Origin of the sequence: Caballeronia sp. LZ034LL, assembly GCF_031451215.1 — a bacterium.
Classification (GTDB): domain Bacteria; phylum Pseudomonadota; class Gammaproteobacteria; order Burkholderiales; family Burkholderiaceae; genus Caballeronia.
In genome coordinates this window covers 897,932-914,118 of record NZ_JARUXR010000004.1, presented here as the reverse complement: position 1 = coordinate 914,118, position 16,187 = coordinate 897,932, and the positions used below count along the sequence as shown (strand labels likewise).

General features: G+C 61.9%; 9 protein-coding genes and 2 pseudogenes. 6 read left to right on the top strand and 5 right to left on the bottom strand.

Translation table 11 applies throughout. The annotated features are described in order from the left end of the window. Positions 1 to 14 precede the first annotated feature (14 nt). Positions 15 to 191 (top strand): annotated as a pseudogene (locus tag QCE83_RS31575) (IS256 family transposase); the annotation flags it as partial. A 901-nt stretch (positions 192 to 1,092) separates the two neighbouring features. Here QCE83_RS31575 and QCE83_RS31570 read toward each other — a convergent pair. Both QCE83_RS31570 and QCE83_RS35200 read right to left on the bottom strand, forming a co-directional pair. After that, positions 1,093 to 1,359, bottom strand: a complete 267-nt coding sequence (locus QCE83_RS31570; RefSeq protein ID WP_309820342.1) for a hypothetical protein — start codon at positions 1,357 to 1,359, stop codon at positions 1,093 to 1,095. 773 nt (positions 1,360 to 2,132) lie between these two features. Continuing rightward, positions 2,133 to 3,140: pseudogene (locus QCE83_RS35200) on the bottom strand (hypothetical protein); the annotation flags it as partial. 799 nt (positions 3,141 to 3,939) lie between these two features. Between QCE83_RS35200 and QCE83_RS31560 the strand changes: the two are divergent. The 3 genes from QCE83_RS31560 to QCE83_RS31550 all read left to right on the top strand — a co-directional run bounded on the left by QCE83_RS31560 (position 3,940) and on the right by QCE83_RS31550 (position 5,070). Beyond that, complete coding sequence (locus tag QCE83_RS31560; protein ID WP_309820338.1) at positions 3,940 to 4,269, top strand: helix-turn-helix transcriptional regulator; 330 nt, start codon at positions 3,940 to 3,942, stop codon at positions 4,267 to 4,269. A 14-nt stretch (positions 4,270 to 4,283) separates the two neighbouring features. Next, the gene (locus QCE83_RS31555) at positions 4,284 to 4,769 is read left to right on the top strand and encodes a hypothetical protein (RefSeq protein ID WP_309820336.1); all 486 of its coding nucleotides are present in this window, start codon (positions 4,284 to 4,286) and stop codon (positions 4,767 to 4,769) included. A 73-nt stretch (positions 4,770 to 4,842) separates the two neighbouring features. Continuing rightward, positions 4,843 to 5,070 (top strand): SymE family type I addiction module toxin, encoded by a 228-nt coding sequence (locus tag QCE83_RS31550; protein WP_309820334.1) that lies wholly within the window; start codon positions 4,843 to 4,845, stop codon positions 5,068 to 5,070. 44 nt (positions 5,071 to 5,114) lie between these two features. On the opposite strand, the gene QCE83_RS31545 is transcribed toward QCE83_RS31550, so the two are convergent. Both QCE83_RS31545 and QCE83_RS31540 read right to left on the bottom strand, forming a co-directional pair. Next, complete coding sequence (locus tag QCE83_RS31545; RefSeq protein WP_309820330.1) at positions 5,115 to 5,315, bottom strand: CPCC family cysteine-rich protein; 201 nt, start codon at positions 5,313 to 5,315, stop codon at positions 5,115 to 5,117. After that, the gene (locus QCE83_RS31540; protein WP_309820328.1) at positions 5,315 to 13,222 is read right to left on the bottom strand and encodes a hemagglutinin repeat-containing protein; all 7,908 of its coding nucleotides are present in this window, start codon (positions 13,220 to 13,222) and stop codon (positions 5,315 to 5,317) included. The genes QCE83_RS31545 and QCE83_RS31540 overlap by 1 nt, the downstream gene beginning before the upstream one ends. A gap of 262 nt (positions 13,223 to 13,484) precedes the next feature. Here QCE83_RS31540 and QCE83_RS31535 point away from each other — a divergent pair, with 262 nt between their 5' ends. Together QCE83_RS31535 and QCE83_RS31530 are read left to right on the top strand one after the other, a co-directional pair. Then, on the top strand, positions 13,485 to 14,540 hold the full coding sequence (locus QCE83_RS31535) for an NAD(P)/FAD-dependent oxidoreductase (RefSeq protein WP_309820326.1): 1,056 nt from the start codon (positions 13,485 to 13,487) through the stop codon (positions 14,538 to 14,540). 7 nt (positions 14,541 to 14,547) lie between these two features. Next, positions 14,548 to 15,258 carry an extensin family protein gene (locus tag QCE83_RS31530; RefSeq protein ID WP_309820324.1) on the top strand — a complete coding sequence of 237 codons (711 nt, stop codon included), beginning with the start codon at positions 14,548 to 14,550 and terminating at the stop codon, positions 15,256 to 15,258. Between the two features lie 9 nt (positions 15,259 to 15,267). Here QCE83_RS31530 and QCE83_RS31525 read toward each other — a convergent pair whose 3' ends face one another. Continuing rightward, positions 15,268 to 15,957, bottom strand: a complete 690-nt coding sequence (locus QCE83_RS31525; RefSeq protein ID WP_309820322.1) for an HD domain-containing protein — start codon at positions 15,955 to 15,957, stop codon at positions 15,268 to 15,270. Positions 15,958 to 16,187: the final 230 nt, after the last annotated feature.

Genomic DNA, 16,187 nt, shown 5'->3' with positions numbered 1-16,187 from the left:
GAAAAGGAGCATGTATGCCACGCAAACCGAAAGCGACGGCTGATGCGTCTCTTCTGCCGAAGATTTCGGACGACCTGATCGATCAGTTCGTCAAAGGTCCGATGACAGCCGATGCCGTTCAGGCGGCCTCGATGGCCTTCAAAAAGGCGCTGATCGAGCGAGCGTTGGGCGCCGAGATTCTCATTCATATCGAAGGCCAGACGACATAGACCCGCAACGAGGAAGGACCAACAGCCAGCACCAATCGTTGAAGCAAGCGAGACCATTGTCCAAATTTGAACCGTCGCGTAGAGACGTCTCCAGTTCATTGAACCAAGGGCCAAATTTCTCCGGGTCATCGCTCAGCATGCCAGCCTTTCTTAGGCGCGGCGGCAGTCTTTTCACCCAGTAGAAGATCAGCCCCAGGCAGCTAGGACTGAACACGAAGAGCATTGCCGCCTTTTCGTCAAGACCGAATGCAAAGCGACATGCTCCGGTAATTAGCATAGCGAGCATTATTCCGCATCCAATCGCCGATCCCCAGACTACGCACGCAGTCTGCAGGGTCGCATAGAGACGTCTCCAGTTCATTTGAGCCAAGGGCCAAAGCTTTTAGGGTCATCGCTCAGCATGCCAGCCTTTCGTAATGGCTTCGGAAGATGCTTCGCAAAAACAAAAAAAAGCATCAGAAAAAACGGCACTCCAATTAACAACATTGATTCATTTTCGCCGAGATTGAAAGCTAATCGGCATAGCCCTGCAATAAGAAATGACCAACACCCCGCGCCAAAGAGGGAGGCTAGGCACACCGTAAACCAGATTTGCAGAGTCGCGTAAAGTCGTTTCCAGTTCATTTGAACCAAGGGCCAAATTTCTCCGGGTCATCGCTCAGCATGCCAGCCTTTCTTAGGCGCGGCGGCAGTCTTTTCACCCAGTAGAAGATCAGCCCCAGGCAGCTAGGACTGAACACGAAGAGCATTGCCGCCTTTTCGTCAAGACCGAATGCAAAGCGACATGCTCCGGTAATTAGCATAGCGAGCATTATTCCGCATCCAATCGCCGATCCCCAAACTACGCACGCAGTCTGCAGGGTCGCATAGAGACGTCTCCAGTTCATTTGAGCCAAGGGCCAAAGCTTTTAGGGTCATCGCTCAGCATGCCGACTTTACGTAGGGTGCTAGGTAGCGATCTAATGAGCCAGACAAGCAATGCCAGGAAGAGCGGCCCACCAATGAACAACAAGGCGCGATCCTCATCTATCCCGAGCGCTAGGCGGAAAATGCCTGCAATCACGAACGCCCAGAACAAGGCCGTCGCACCTGAGGTTAGGATCACCATGAACCAAATTTGAACCGTCGCGTAGAGACGTCTCCAGTTCATTCGTTAGCTCCCGACTGACGAACGTCGTTGAATGCGGCCGCCCCCTTTGTTCCAACTCCAAAGATCAAGATGCCCTGTGTTGTCCCATATGGGGCTGTTCGATTGACGAACGGAATCAATGTGTTGTTGTTGTAACGCGGCACGGTCACATCAAACATAGAACTTGGACGACCGAGACCATCCGCTGTACCCACCTTTAGGGGCACGGGCGCGCGCAGCGCGATGAGCGCCGTCGCAAGATTTACCCCGTCGTATATCGCATCGCCCCATGTGCGATTCAACATGTTCAGGCCATATCGCAATGGGTTAGTCCCAGCGGAAGGTATTCCGTTGTAGCGGTTATAAAGGCCGTCGGCTCCTTCGGCGATGTCACTCATTCCGAAAGCCAGCATCATGCCACCCGCGACGCAGCCGGCACCGCTAGTCGTGCAGAACGTGGCGCCTGTCTTAGCTGTTACGCCGCCAAGGACAATCTTGGCGGCGTCTTTGCCTACCCCCAGAGGATCACTCTTCACCATATCCGTGACCTTCTGCCCGGGCGTGTAATTGAACAATCCCGCCTCCTTCTGATTGTTCACCCACGCCAGTTCCGGCCCGAGCTGTAACGCCTCAAGCTGACTCACGAAGTTAGCGTTGTATTGCTCACTGCCCGGCGCGTATTCGACCCAACATTTCACCGCATAGCACGCCGCTTTGGTCAATCGACTGGCCTCGGCCGCGTCTCCGTTCGCCTGGTCCGCGATCGTCTTCTTCTCCTTCTGGTTCAGCTGCCGATTGTACAAATCCGCGTTACTGGCGGTCGCGGCGCCTGCTTCGCCACCTGCCAACGCGCCCCCCGCGCCCGCGACTACATTCGCCGCGAGGTTTCCAAGCGTCTTCGAGCCAGTCGCGTCTCCAACACTCTCGGCGACTTCGCTCAGCTGTGGCGCGAATCCCGCCGCCACTCCTGCGCCCGCTGCGCCGCCGGCTGCTGTGTCGATGCCGCCGCCACCCAATCCGCCAATCAAGCCGCCGCCGATAACATGCGCAATGACCCGGTCCCTTCCGCCCTCGGCCGTCGCGTCGGCTGTCGCCTGATCGTGATCGGCGACGGCCAGCGCGTGCTTCATATCAAAGTACGCGCCAATGCCTTGCGCGACCACTTGGCCCGCCGCCTGCGCCGCCTGCATCGTGTCGGCTTGCTGATTGAGGATCGCGTTCACGTCCGGTGTCTTGTCCAAGGTCCCGTTCGTGTTCGTCATGTCCCGGCTCAGGTTCGCCACGTCCTGCGTCTGACGATCCTTGTCCGCGATATTGACCGTGCCCGCGCTCACCGCGCTACGCGTGGTCGAACTCTGGTCGCCGTTCTCATGCTGACCGATCATCGGCACCGGGCCGCCCGAGCCCGGCACTGAAGCAGTGCCGACAGCCTTGTCGGAGCTCGGACCCGGCGACAGGCCTATCGATCCGCCCATACTGTTCGCCGAATAGTGCGAGTGGTTGCCGATGTCCGCGAACGTCAGCGTGCCGGTCGACAGCTTGTTCTTCGCCGCGTCATCCGCGCCGACAATGACCGCGCCCGCGAGCGCCGTATTGCCTTTGACCGAGACGTCGAAACCGCTGTCTCCCGCAACCAGCCCCGCCTGTTCCTTGACCTGCGCATAGTTCCCATCCGCATGCCCGTTCTGTGCGCTGAAGCTCGCGCCGCCGCCACCCTGACTGATCGCGAAGCCGCCGCCGGTGCTGCTCTGATGCGCCGCGCTGACGGTCGTATCCTGCACGCTCGCGATGTTCAGATTGCCTGTATCCGATGCACGCGCCGTCGGCGAATACGGTTTTTCCCCGACGCGCCAGCGAGTTACAACCCGGTTTTCTCGGACACACCTGCTTGCCAGCAACTTTTTGCCCCGACGCGGTTTTTTGCCTTGGGAGGCGAGTTTGCCAGAGGACGAACTGCCCCGTTCAGGATGTCTCATTAATCGCGCCGTGGCTGACGGCGCCCGAAGGGCGACGGCAGACGCGGCGGAACCGGACCGTTACCTACTAGAGTTACGTTATTTGTCAGCAGCTGTCACTAGCAATTTCCATACGGTACTAAAAGATGTACACCCTCGGCAGGATGGAAGTTTCGTGCATTCTCTGTTGATAGGTTCTTCAAACCCGCAGGTTTGGCACTTGTAGATACCAGGCGATAACGGCTTCCCTCCAAGTTTCAACTCGACCGCGTATTTAGCAGGTTTGTTGCTAAATTCAACGTTTTTCTTATCTACATAAAAGGCCATGTGAACCCTCAAGTTTGGATTTACATCTGACTGCCGTAGCGACCAACTCCATCGGTGATCGGCTATCCAAACCTTGCGAGAGAACTTCGATTTTCAATGTGCTGCAACTCAATTTCACACACATAATGACTGCCCCTTTCGGCTAAAACCTGTCAAGATACTTTACGTATACTATTTTAGTATCTAAAATGTATCAACCGTCAAGACTCAGCAAATCGGAGGCTTACCATCATGGCGTCACTTCATATCGAGTTCGCCGCGATGAGCTTTTCCGCACGACTGATTTCGTTGCGCAAAGAAGGGCCTCACTCAGCAGGGTTTGGCCGATGCCACCAGCATTCATGTGCAGCAGATCAAGCGCTACGAGGCTGGCTCCTCCGAGCCTTCAGCCGAAGCACTGCGCAAGATCGCGAGAACCTTCGCAATCTCTACTGACTGGTTACTTTTTGAGGACGGCGAACGTGCCCCTTCAGACGACCTCGCTTTGCAGTTCGAGGCCGTTCAGCAACTCTCCGACGAGGAACGCGCCGTGATCAAGGAAGTCGTCGAGAGTCTCATCATCAAGTACCAGACCAGGCGCTGGGATTCGCTGCGATCTGCCGAGCCCAAACCCGCCGCACGTCGGAACAGTACGACCCGCAGCCGCTAAGGAAGTAAGACCGCATGACCGATCTGATGCCCAAACTCACCGACGTAAAAAGCCTCCAGGATCTCTCCAAGATCCTTGCTTGGCCGATGCTCGTCGTGGCTTATTTCCTTGCAACCGGCCCGCAGATCGGATTCGATGGGGATCTCTTGCTAGATATCCCCGATGGTTTGCCAATGAGCACTCAGACTTGGCTCTTCTTTTTTATCTTTATTCTGAAGGCCCTCTGGTCAGGCGGCATCGCCGCTTTCGTCTATATCCTCATCGGCGAATTGCATTTCGAAGCATACATCCGCTGGAACTTGCTGATTTTTCCCTACATCTCCGCCTTCCTGTTTGCACTCGCGCTGCTCGGCATTTTCGGCTCATCACGGTTCGTCTGGCTCAGGAACCTCAACAGCTTTTGGTGCTATGCAGCCATCGTCTGGGGATTTTTCCTGCTCGCCATGACCGAGCAACTTGTCGAACCATTGAAGAGACGTACCGAACGCGCCACCGCGTAAACGAAGCGCGGGCCGCATGGGCGCCAACCCATACAGCCCGCTGACCACAACCAACTCATGACGGGAGTTGACTATGGCTGACGCCAATCTTAGAGCATTGAACGCGCATTCCGAGCGCCTCATCAAGATTCAACAAGCCGAGCGCGAGCGGCCTTACTCGATGCGGCCGAACAAGACACCGCCGCCGCTTTATCCGTGGTGCAAGCTCGCCGGGCGATGGCTTGAGCAGGCGGGTTTCGAAGCAGGGCAGAACGTCAGGGTTCACGTCGAGCACGGCAGGCTCGTCATCACCCCCGCCTGAACAGCGCTACAACAACCAACCCAGCTCAATAGCCGGGTTGGTTGTTACTGTGCCTGATTTTTTCTTGCCTGCCAAAGTGCACGGGCCTCATTCAGACTGCTTTGATTAGCCCCACCCGCAAATGTAGGATCATCTGATTGCACTGGATCATCTTCCCAACCGCATACTGCGCAGATTTCATAGTTCCCGCGGTCACTAAGGGTCACGCTATCACAGCATGGGCACGGGAGAAGGTCTTCTTGCATCACTGTTTATTCCAATAGTCCATTCCAGCCGACGGCCTAAACATCGTTCTTGGCGCACCATCCTTGTTTTTTGACGCAAACGTGTTTGTCGCCGGATCGTAAAACAGCGTATCGCCATTCGGGCGAGTCTTAATCAGAGTTCCATCCGGTGGATTGTTTACAAAGTCCTGCGCTGATTGAACATATTGCACTGAGTTCTGATACTCCGGAAACTCTCCGCCGTGCTTGGTCGAATGACCGTAAGCATTTTCAACCGGCGTCTTATCCTTTGTTGAAGTCCAGAACGTACTCTTTGCGTCTTTTCCAGCAAGTGCCCCGGTGGGCGGCCGCACCGTCGCAGCACCCGTATCCGCCGTCTGCACCGACTTCTGCCCAAGCATAGCCCGTTCTTTATCCAGAATCTGCCGAAGCTCTTTCGCTTCCTTCGCGGCTTCGCTTTCCTTCCTGTTGTTGTTCTGGTTGTACAGATTCACATTGGACGCGGCCGCAGCTCCTGCCGTGCCGCCGATGATGCCGCCGCCGAGCGTGCTGGCCACATTGCCCGCAATGTTCCCGATGAGTTTGGATCCGGCTTCCTCCGCGACCGCATCCGCGAACTGCTGCGTGCGATTGGCCAAGTAAGCAGACATGCCCGCACCCGCCGCACCTTGCGCCGCGCTACCGATGCCACCACCGCCCAGACCGCCGATCAGCCCGCCACCCGCTACGTGCAGCGCAATCCTGTTGCTGCCCGATTCACTCCACGAATCCGCCGTGTCGAGGTAGCCTTGCATCGCATCCAGGTCGCCGCGCTCGTAGGCTGCTTTTGCATCCTTGAGCGCGCCGTCACGCTTCGCGTTCGCGATCATGCCGATCTGCGTGGCCACCGCTTCACCCGCCGCGCTGGCGGCGTTCATCATGTCGCCTTGCTTGTCCAGCAGTTTGTTCACGTCCGGCAGCGTCGAAACGGTTCCGTTCGTGCTCGACGTGTCACGGCTGAGGCTCGCAACGTCCTGCGTCTGGTGCTCGCGGTCCGTGACGTTGATCGTCCCGGCGCTAATCGCGCTGCGCGTGATGCCATTCGAGCTACCGCTGTCGCTCTGACTCATCATCGGCACAACGCCGCCCGCTCCGCTCACTGACGACGGGCCTATACCGCTCTGCGCAGTGCCTATCGATCCACCCGCGCTAAACCCGCTGCTGCTCGCGCTGTAGTCGCTGCGATTCTGAAGGTCCGAGAAGGTGAGCGTGCCTGTGTTGAGCGTGTTCCTGCTTGCGTCGGCGTCGCCCGCGATCACCGCGCCCTTGAGGTCGGTACTGCCCTTGACGGTGATGTCAAAGCCGCCTTCGCCCGCATGAATCCCGCTTTGCTCTTCGACGGCCGCGTAATTGCCGCTCGTATTGCTGTGCTGCGAACTGAACGAACCGCCGCCACCGCTCTGACTGATCGCAAAGCCCCCGCCGGCGCTGCTTTGATGCGCCGCGCTCACCGTCATATCCTGCACGCTCGCGATATTGAGATTGCCGCCGACGTCCGCCGCGATCTGTCTTCCGGCGATCTGCGAGCCGATTACGTTCGTATCACCGCCCGAGACGATCGCGACGCCATTCGCGCCTGTAACGTGCGACGCGTTCTGAATTGCCGCGTCGCTGTTGGCGTCGCCGTGCGCGTTCGCCATTGCCGCCGATATGCCGAAGCCGTTCGTGCCGACCGACACGCCGACGCTCGCGCTCTTGCTGCTGTTGGAGCTGCGCGTCGACGCCGTGTCGGTCGTGTTGACGACGTTCACCTGATCCTTGGCGGCGAGCAACACGTCGCTTGCGCTGATGTTCGAGCCGGCGATGTTCAGGTTTCCCTCGGTTGCCACGAACGCCGCCGCGCCTCCTGCGTTCACAGACGAACCGCGATTTATCGTCTCCGTCTCGCTCGAATCGCTGCGGCTGCTGCTCGACCCGACGCTCAATTGAACGGCAATGCTCGGGTTCTGCATCAGCGCGCCACGGGTCGCGCCGGCGACGCCCATCGCCGCATTCCCCGCGGCCGCGATCGCGTGCAGCATCGCCGCGCGGTCGTTGCCCGTGCTAGCCGAGTGACTTGCTGCGCGGCTCTGCGTGTAGGCGTTATTGATTGCATCGCCCACTGAGCCCGACAGGCCGAGCGCCAGCCCGCTCGTATGTGAGGTTTCCGTCCGCGAACGCTGCGCCGTATCCTTGGCCGCGTCGATGGTGACGTTCGCCCCCAGGCCGACAAGGTCTTTCGCCGCAATGAGATCACTGCCGCTCACATGGAGTGTATTGCCGGCCTGAATCGAGAGATTGCCCGCGAGCGAGCCGACCGTGCTCGCGTTGTTCGTCACACTCGAAGCCTGTTCGGTCGTCGCGTGATTGTTGCTGCCATAGGTCACGGTCAGGCCGCTGGTGCCCAAACCGGAGCGCTTTTCCTGATAGCTGCTCGACGACGTCATGGTGTCCTGCGAGGTGCCGATCTTGACGTCATGCGCCGCGCTCAATGCCACATCGTTGGTGCCGACGATCGTACTACCTTGGACGTTGATGTCGCGTCCGCTGACGATGGTCACCGCGTCCGCGGAAACCATGCTGCCTTGTGAAAGCGTCGCCGTGCTCGCGCGCGAACTCGTGACCTCCTTCCCGCTGATCGCATTGCTGTGGCTGTGCTGCTCCTGCGTGTTCTCGACGTGCGTCTCGGTCGCGGCGGCAAGGTTGACGTTGCCGGTCGCCGCAAGCGTGGCCGTGCCGTGGTCGAGGTTGATCGTGCTGCCTGTGACGTTGATATCCTTGCCCGACGCCACGACAAGCGAATCGCCTGCGTTGAGTACGGTGCTCGTGAGCGTGTCGTCGGAGCGGTGCAACGACTCCGAGTAAGTGCCGTGACCGTCGGCGCCTGCGCTGTTGCTGTCGACCGTTGAGGTCGCGCGCGCGGCCTGCAGGGTGACATTGCCATTCGCCGCGAGCACGCCGCCGCCGCTCAGGTCGAGGCTCGCGCCGGTCGCGGTGAGATCGCCGCCGACGCCGATCTGCGTCACGCCGCCCACCTTGACCGCGCTCCCAGTGGTCTGGTTGAGATTGGTATTGGACACACCGTTGGCGCGCTCGACGACCTTGTTCTCGCCCGTCTGCACTGAGCCGAGCTCATAGTTTCCGCCAACGAGCATGGCGAGATTGCCGCCGACATCCAGCGTGCCGGCGTTCTGCTGAAGGTCGCCGCCGGTCACGATCGCCGCGTCGCCTGCGATGTTCACGGTCGCGAGCGGCCCGAGCGTGCTCACGGTGCGCGTTGCTCCTGTCGCGCTGACCTGGTGGATTGTATTGACGGCGGTATTGAGGAGAAGATTGCCGCCGGCGTTCAATGCCAGGCTGCCTGCGTTGACGGTGGCGGATGTCAGATCGACGTCGCCTTGCGTGGTGAGGGACATCAGGCCGCCGCTGCGCAGCGCGCCGAAAGCGTTGTCGATCTGCTTGCCCTGAATGGAGAGCGTGTTGCCCGCCTGTATCGTGCCGCTGTTCGTGAACGTCTGTGCGTCCTTCAGATCGATGTCGGTCGCGGCGATCAGCGGCCCGTTCGTGTTCTGCCGGCTTGCCTTCGCAAGGTACACGACGGGCACGAGCACGGCCTGGCCGTCGACGATGACCGTCTGCATGATGACGACGTTGCTCGTCAGCGCCGCGACCTGTTCCGGCGACAGACTCATGCCGAGCGGCAGATCGAGCGACTTCGCGAGCGACGCGCCCGCGGCCAATAGCGCCTCATACATGGCTTGCGTGTCGGTGTACGGACCGAGCACGGCGCGGCCGGTCAACGTCGTGACCTGATTGCGCACAAGCTGCTGCTCGTACATGCCATCGCCCAGGCGTTTCTGTACCTTCTGCGGATCGAGGTCGAGCTGCCGCAGAAAGTAGTCGCTCGAAATGAAGCTCCGCTGGTTCGTGAAAGCCGGATTGGTCGCGATGAGATACGTCGCGTCCGGCGCGCTCGTGCGGCTGAACAGACCGCCCTGCGGAATCGAGAGGTTCTGCAACACACTCTGCGCCGTCGCGCCCGCGATCACAGGATCGATCACTGGCAAGCCGGGTCGCGTGCCGGGGTCGCCGATCACGACGCCTGAACCCGCCTGAGCCGGAGCGAGCCCGATGGACGGCAAGCCCGCGTTGGCGGCGGTGTTGTCGATGCTCACGCCCGAGCCGGAGAATGTGCGGCCTGCGACAAAACTCGATTCGTAGGCGGGCAGGGCATAGGTGCGGATATCGGCGGGCGCGATCTGAGCATAACCACCCGGACGACCGCCGACAAACGGCGCATCGCCGAACGGTAGCGTCCAGTTGTGTTCCGAGTCGTCGTAGTTGTTGTAGTGGTAATAGCCCGAGTACGTCACCTGAACGACGGGCGCGCTTTGTCCGCGCCAGCTGTTCTGATCGAGCGTTGTCGGCGCGGCGATGTCGCCGGCCGCCGCGACCGCGCTCCAGAAGTTCTGCAACAGGCCCACATGCGACGCGTCGAGACTGCCGCCGGCGATGATCTGCGCCTGCGGGCTGATCGACGCGATCAGGTTGGCGAGCGCGACGCCCGTATAGGTCGTGTACTGATAGCCGCTGTTCCACTGGCCGCCGTGCGGCGGTTCAACATAAGCGCCGCCGATGGCCTTCGGATCGGGCGGCGCGCCCCACGGCACGTTTTGACCGGAGCAAGCGGCGGCGTAATAGGCGGTGCAGCCCGACATGCTGATGCCGAGCTGCTCCATCAACGCGGGGTTGAGCGGCTGATTGAGGCCGGTCGTCGTCATCGTGGTGCGCGTGTTCGTCACCTGAGCGGCATAGAGCGCCATGTCGCCCGCCGACTCGATCAGCGCCGACTGATTGCGGATCAGGTTCGCGTTCGTATAGTTGCCGTTGGCGTCCCTGCCGCCCGCAAGCACGATCTTGCCGAGGCCATAGATTGCGGTGCTCGCCTGCGTATCGGTCGCGCTGATGTCGTCGCGATTTTCGATGTCGGAGGCGAGTAGTTCGAGCGTGCCTTTGTCATCGGTCGCGCCGATGAGTGCCGTCGGTCCGAGATTGAGAAGCGCGCCGCTCGCATTGAGCGAAACACTTCCGCCGACGATCGCCCCGGTGTTCGTCAGGGTGTTCGATCGCGTGGTGAGCGTGCCGCCCGCCATCAGCGTGCCGCTGTTGCGGACATCGGCGGCATTGACGTCGAGGCTGTTTGCGGCCTGGAGCAGCATGCCGTTGTTGAACGTGCCGGGCAGCGTAAAGGCCAGGTCGTGACCCGTGCTGAACTGCAAATCAGCGGTTGGCGCAAAGTCGCCCTGGACGATCACGGCCACATCATGCGCCGCGCTGTAGGCGCCGCCGCCAGTCAGCGTCGCCGCGTTGATCGTCAGGTCACGGGTCGCACCGATCTGGCCGCTCGTGTTCGTGACCGCGCCGGAGGTCGTGATTGTCACGTCGCCATTCGAGCCCGCCACGCTGCCGATTCCGCCGCCGCTGTTGTCGACCGCGTCGGCTCGCACCGTAACGTTCGCGCCGCTCAACTGCGCGCCTTGCGTGTTGACGAGCGCGGCGCTGTCGACCGAAATGCGGCCGTTGGCGGTCATCATGCCGCCGCGGTTGACGATGCCGTTGCCGCCTCGCACGGCTGTATCGCCTTGGCCAAGATTGCTCACGAGGCCGCCCGTGTTGTCGATGCTTGCTGCCTGAAGGTCAAGCGTGCTCAGATCAACGCCTGCGCCTGTGCCCGCTTGAATCTGCCCGTTCGTGTTCGTCAGGCGGCCGCCGCTGGCGAGCGACAGTGATCCGAGCGCGCGAATCGCGCCCCGTGTGTTGTCGACGTCGCCGGCGGAGCGCGCCGAAATCGCCCCTTGTGCGGCCAGCACGCCGTTCGCGTTGTTCAGCCCGGAAGCCTGCGCGGTGAGCGTGCCCGCTGTAATGATCCGGCCGCCGACGTTCGAGAAATAGCCGGCGCCGTTGCCGGGCGCGATCGTCAGCGTGCCCGTACCAGCGTCGATGATCGAGCCGCCGTCGTTGATGAACGCGCCGGGCGCAAGCGTCAGGTTCGCGCTGTTGGTCTGAAAGGTGCCGCCGTTGGAATTGTCGAAGGTGCCGCTGACATGGAATTCCGTCGACGTTGCGCCGTATTGCGGGATCCGGCCTGCGTGATTAATGAGTGTCGTCGCGTTCACATTGAGCGCGTTCGCCTCGATCGCGCCGCCGGTGTTGTCGATTGTGCCGGCACTCGTGACCGTGAGATTCGGCGCGACGATCGAACCGCCGTTATTGGTCAGCCGCCCGGTCCGGATCGTCTCGATCGCGCCTGCGCCGATCTGTCCGCGATCGTTGTTCAGCGCAACGCTCACGAGATTCACGTCCGTGTTCGACAGCAGTTTGCCGTCGGCGTTATCGAGCATGCCGTCCGCCGTCACCGCAAGGCCGTTACGGGCCGTCATGGAGCCTGACGCGTTCACGACTGCGCCGGCCACGACAGCCACACGTCCGTTACTGGCGATCGTCCCGCCGCGGTTCGAGAGCGACGCCGCGTTCAACCGGATATCTGTCGCGCTGAGCATGCCTTGGTCGTTGACCAGCGCATTTGCGGCGCTGACCTCGAGGCCGCCGCCTGCCGTAGTCGTCGCGCCCGAAAGCTTCGCATCGGCGGCGCGCGCCGCGAGCACGAGCGCGCCGCGCGCAGACGTGATGCTGCCGCCGAGATCGAGCGCGCTGCCGCTCAGGGCCGCATTGCCGCCGGCAACATTGCGGCCGGTCGCCGTCACGGCGCCCGACGCGCTCACGTCGAGGTCGCCCGACTGCGCCAACGACCCGTCACCGTTCACGCCAGCCGCAAGCGTGCCCGTCGAGGCGATGCTATTCGCGCGAAGCGTTGTCTGACGCTGCGCTGCGAGCAGTCCACTGTTCGCCAGCACTCCGCCCGTCGTGGCGACGAGATCGCCTTGCGCGTACGTCGTGCCGCGATTGTCGATGCCGTCTCGCGCGGCAACGCTTAGCGTGCCGCTTGCGTTGGTCTGCCCCGCGAGCACGAGCTTGCCGTTCGACGTGAGCGTCAAGTCGCCCGCCTGAGCGGCGAGCACGCCCCGCGTCGAGACGCCGACGCCATACTCGTTCGACGCGAGAAAGATGCGATTCGCATACATGCCGCCGAGCGCGCTCACGTCGAGCGCGACGGCGGGTGCCGGGCCGTTCGCCACGACCGTCGTCGCAGCGAGCGTATCGTGCTCGATGCCGTTCGCGCCGGTAATCGCGTTGAGCCGGTTCGCGTAAATGGCCGCGTTCACCTGGATTGCGCGGGCGAGGAGGTCGACCTGGTCGATGTTGGCGGCGTTCATTCCGGCGCCTTGCACAACGATGCTGCCGCCGTTGACGGTGAAGCCAGAGAGCGACCCGTTCGGCCCGAAGTTCGGCGTGCCGGTGGTCAAAATGGCGCGGCTTGTGTTGATGAAGCCGCCCCCGTCGACTATCAATCCGTTTGGATTGGCAACAACGACCTCGGCGCGCGGCCCGGCGACTTCAACATACCCTCGAATGGCGGAGGGTGAAGGGCTCATCACCTGATTGACGATCACGCGCGCGGAGCCGCCTGACGCGAGGTTGGCGTTGCTGTTGATCCATCCGGCCTGCTGCGTCTGCGTGATGGCGGGCGAGTTGTTGAGAATCGCGCCTTGTCGCTGAACGTCGAATTGCGAGTAATGATTGAGCGACACACCCGCACCCGAAGGCTTCGCGATATTCACTTGTGCGACGCCGTTTTGCGTCTGCACGACTTGCGCGCCAGCACCCGGGAGGGCGACGATCTGCGCACTCGTCGGTTCGGTCCCGGCAAGCGTGCCGACGCACAGCTTCGCTGCACCGACGAGCGGATGCCAGACGCGTTTGAACCTTGACTTGTAAAGACGCTTGTTCATGCTCTCATCGGGAACGAGGCGGCTTGATTGTCCCGCGAGGCGTCGCGAAGGCAAGCAACTCAGGAAAGATTGTCAGCGCTCGCTCAGCGCCGCGTAAGGAGAAAGGTCCGAAAAGCGAGCATGTCCCGAGCCCTGCCGATCCGGCACCCCGTCCAATCGCCGCTCCGCGACAAGGGCCTTCATTGCTCCATCACCGTGCTTTCTGTATCGTGGCCTGAACCGTGCTGCACGGAACACGCAGCCGCTACAGGAATCCCACGACATGACCCCCAGCAGCGACACCATCACCACCGACGTATTGATCATCGGCGCCGGCCCCGTCGGCCTGTTCGCCGCCTTCGAGGCCGGGGTGATCGGCCTGACATGCCAGATGGTCGATACGCTCGGCCGCATCGGCGGGCAATGCATCGAGCTGTATCCCGACAAGCCGATCTACGACATTCCCGCCATCCCGTCCTGCACCGCGCGCGAACTCGTGGACCGCCTGCTCGAGCAGATCCGCCCGTTCGACGTGCCCATCCATCTCGACCAGCGCGTGCAGTCCGTGACCCAGCGCGAGGCCGATCATCGCTGGACCGTGACCACCGAGAACGGCATGCGCTTCGATTGCGCCGCGATCCTGATCGCCGCGGGCAACGGCGCCTTCGTCCCGCAGCGCCTCCAGGTGCCCGAAGCGGCGGCGCTCGAAGGCACGGACGTGCATTACAGCGTGTCGCGCGCGGCGGACTTTGCGGACAAGAACGTAGTGATCGCCGGCGGCGGGGATTCGGCGCTCGACTGGGCGCTCGCATTGAAAGACATCGCTCGGTCGCTGACGCTGGTGCATCGGCGCAATGGCTTCTCGGCGGCGGCGAATTCGGTCGCGGCGATGAAGCGCGCCGTCGACGCGGGCGAGATGAAGTTCGTGGTCGGCATGATCGACTCGCTCGATGCCCCGGAAGGCCGGCTCGAACACGTGCGCGTGAAGCAGATCGAAGGCGCGACCGAACTCGCGGCGGACAAGCTCGTGGCGCTGTATGGCCTCGTCTCGGAGCTCGGTCCTATCGCGACCTGGAATCTCGACGTGCGCGGCGGCCGCATCGAAGTGGATACGTCGAACTATGAGTCATCGCGGCCGGGCATTTTCGCGGTGGGCGATATCGCCAACTATCCGAACAAGCAGAAGCTCATTCTGTCGGGTTTTCACGAGGCCTCGCTCGCGTTGCGCAAGGCCTATGCGTACGCCTATCCCGACAAGAAACACATGCACGTGCATTCGAGCTACGATGCGAAACTCGCGGAACGCGTGAATTCCGCGCACGCCGCCGATCATTCCTGAGCGACGCATGGCGGGACGGATCATCGGCTGGCTGCTGCTGGCCATGCTGGCCGGCGCGCTGGCCTTCGGCTATGGCGTGTATTCGCGGCGCATCGCGCTGCCCGAACGCTACGATCCGTTCGCGCCGCTCGACGTGCGTGCGCCGCCCGACACGTTCACGCAGTTCAAGCTGTGGCGCGCGATGCACGACCCGCAGCGTTGCGACGCCGCGCTCGCGCGCTCCGGGCTGGTCTATCGCCGCATGGCGGACGCAACGGGCCAGGGCGGCTGTCTGCTGAAAGACGTGGTGCGCGTCACGCAGACAGAAGACGTGCGCTTCAGCGCGCCGTTTCTTGCCACATGTCCGCTCGCGCTCGGCCTCGCGTATTTCGAGCATCAATACCTGCAACCCGCCGCGCGCGAAACCTTCGGCGAAGGCGTGACGCGTATCGAGCATGTAGGCAGCTATGCGTGCCGCAACGTCAATCATCAGCAGGACACGGCGCTGAGCCAGCATGCGAGCGCGAACGCCATCGACCTGACGGGTTTCGTGCTCGACGATGGCCGCCGCGTCACGCTCGCCCGCTGGGACGATGACGCGTCACCCGACGCGCTCTTCCTGCGCCGGGTCCACGCGGGCGCGTGCCGTTCCTTCGACACGACGCTCGGCCCCGACTACAACGCGCTGCACAAGACCCACTTCCACGTGGACATGGGGCCGTACAACATCTGCCGATGAACCTCCCGCTCAGCCGTGCGCGTGCGCCGGGTTGCGGCAGTTCGCGTGATCGTGCGGCTGGTCGTTCCAGGCGGAGCCGAGAATGATGCTGCAGAAGTTCAGGCGCCGGTAGTTCGGGTCCTTGAGCGCGAGCACGTCAGCCTTGACGTTGCCGAAGGTCGATTCCGGCTTGTTGATCGTGCCTTGCGTGAAGGCATCGATGATGCCTTCCTTGAAGTTCGGCTCGCGCGGATGGGCGGCCACCACGAGACGCCGCTGATCGTCGGTGAACTGGTCGTAGGCGAGTCCGAGCACGTCCATTTCGACGCCCGCCGTGACCAGCGCCACCACCGGCTTCTTGTGCTGCGGAATGCCCGGCGTGGTGTGCAGCGCGATCGCGTCCCACACCTGCTCGATATCGCTCTCGCCGATGCCATGCTGATGCAGGAACGTGCGCGCCGCGTTCGCGCCATCGACTTCGAAGCGGTCATGCGGGCTGCTGTAGGCCGGCGTGAGGCCCATGTCGTGGAACATCGCGCCGATGTAGAGCAACTCCGCGTCGTACTTGAGCTGCTTGCGTTCGCCGGTCAATGCGCCGAACAGGAACACGCGGCGCGAGTGGTGATAGAGCAGGTCGGGCTCGGTGTCGCGCACGAGTTGCGTGGCTTCGCGTGCGAGACGGCTATCCGGGATCTTGATGCCTGCGATGATTTCGTTCATGACAGAGACTCCTTGAGAGTGGACCCGGCGGCGCGTTGAAACACGTTCGAAACAGGCGAAACGTGAGGAACATGAAGCCTTGCATTGCTAGAATCGCAGCAGTCGCCGCCGGGCTGGATCAGTGCGTTGCGACAGTGATCAGTCTCGGCAAAACGCGCGTCGGCCTCAATCGAAACGATGCGCCGAAGCCTGCCAAGCGCACGCCGTCTTCTGCCACACGCGTTTCACGG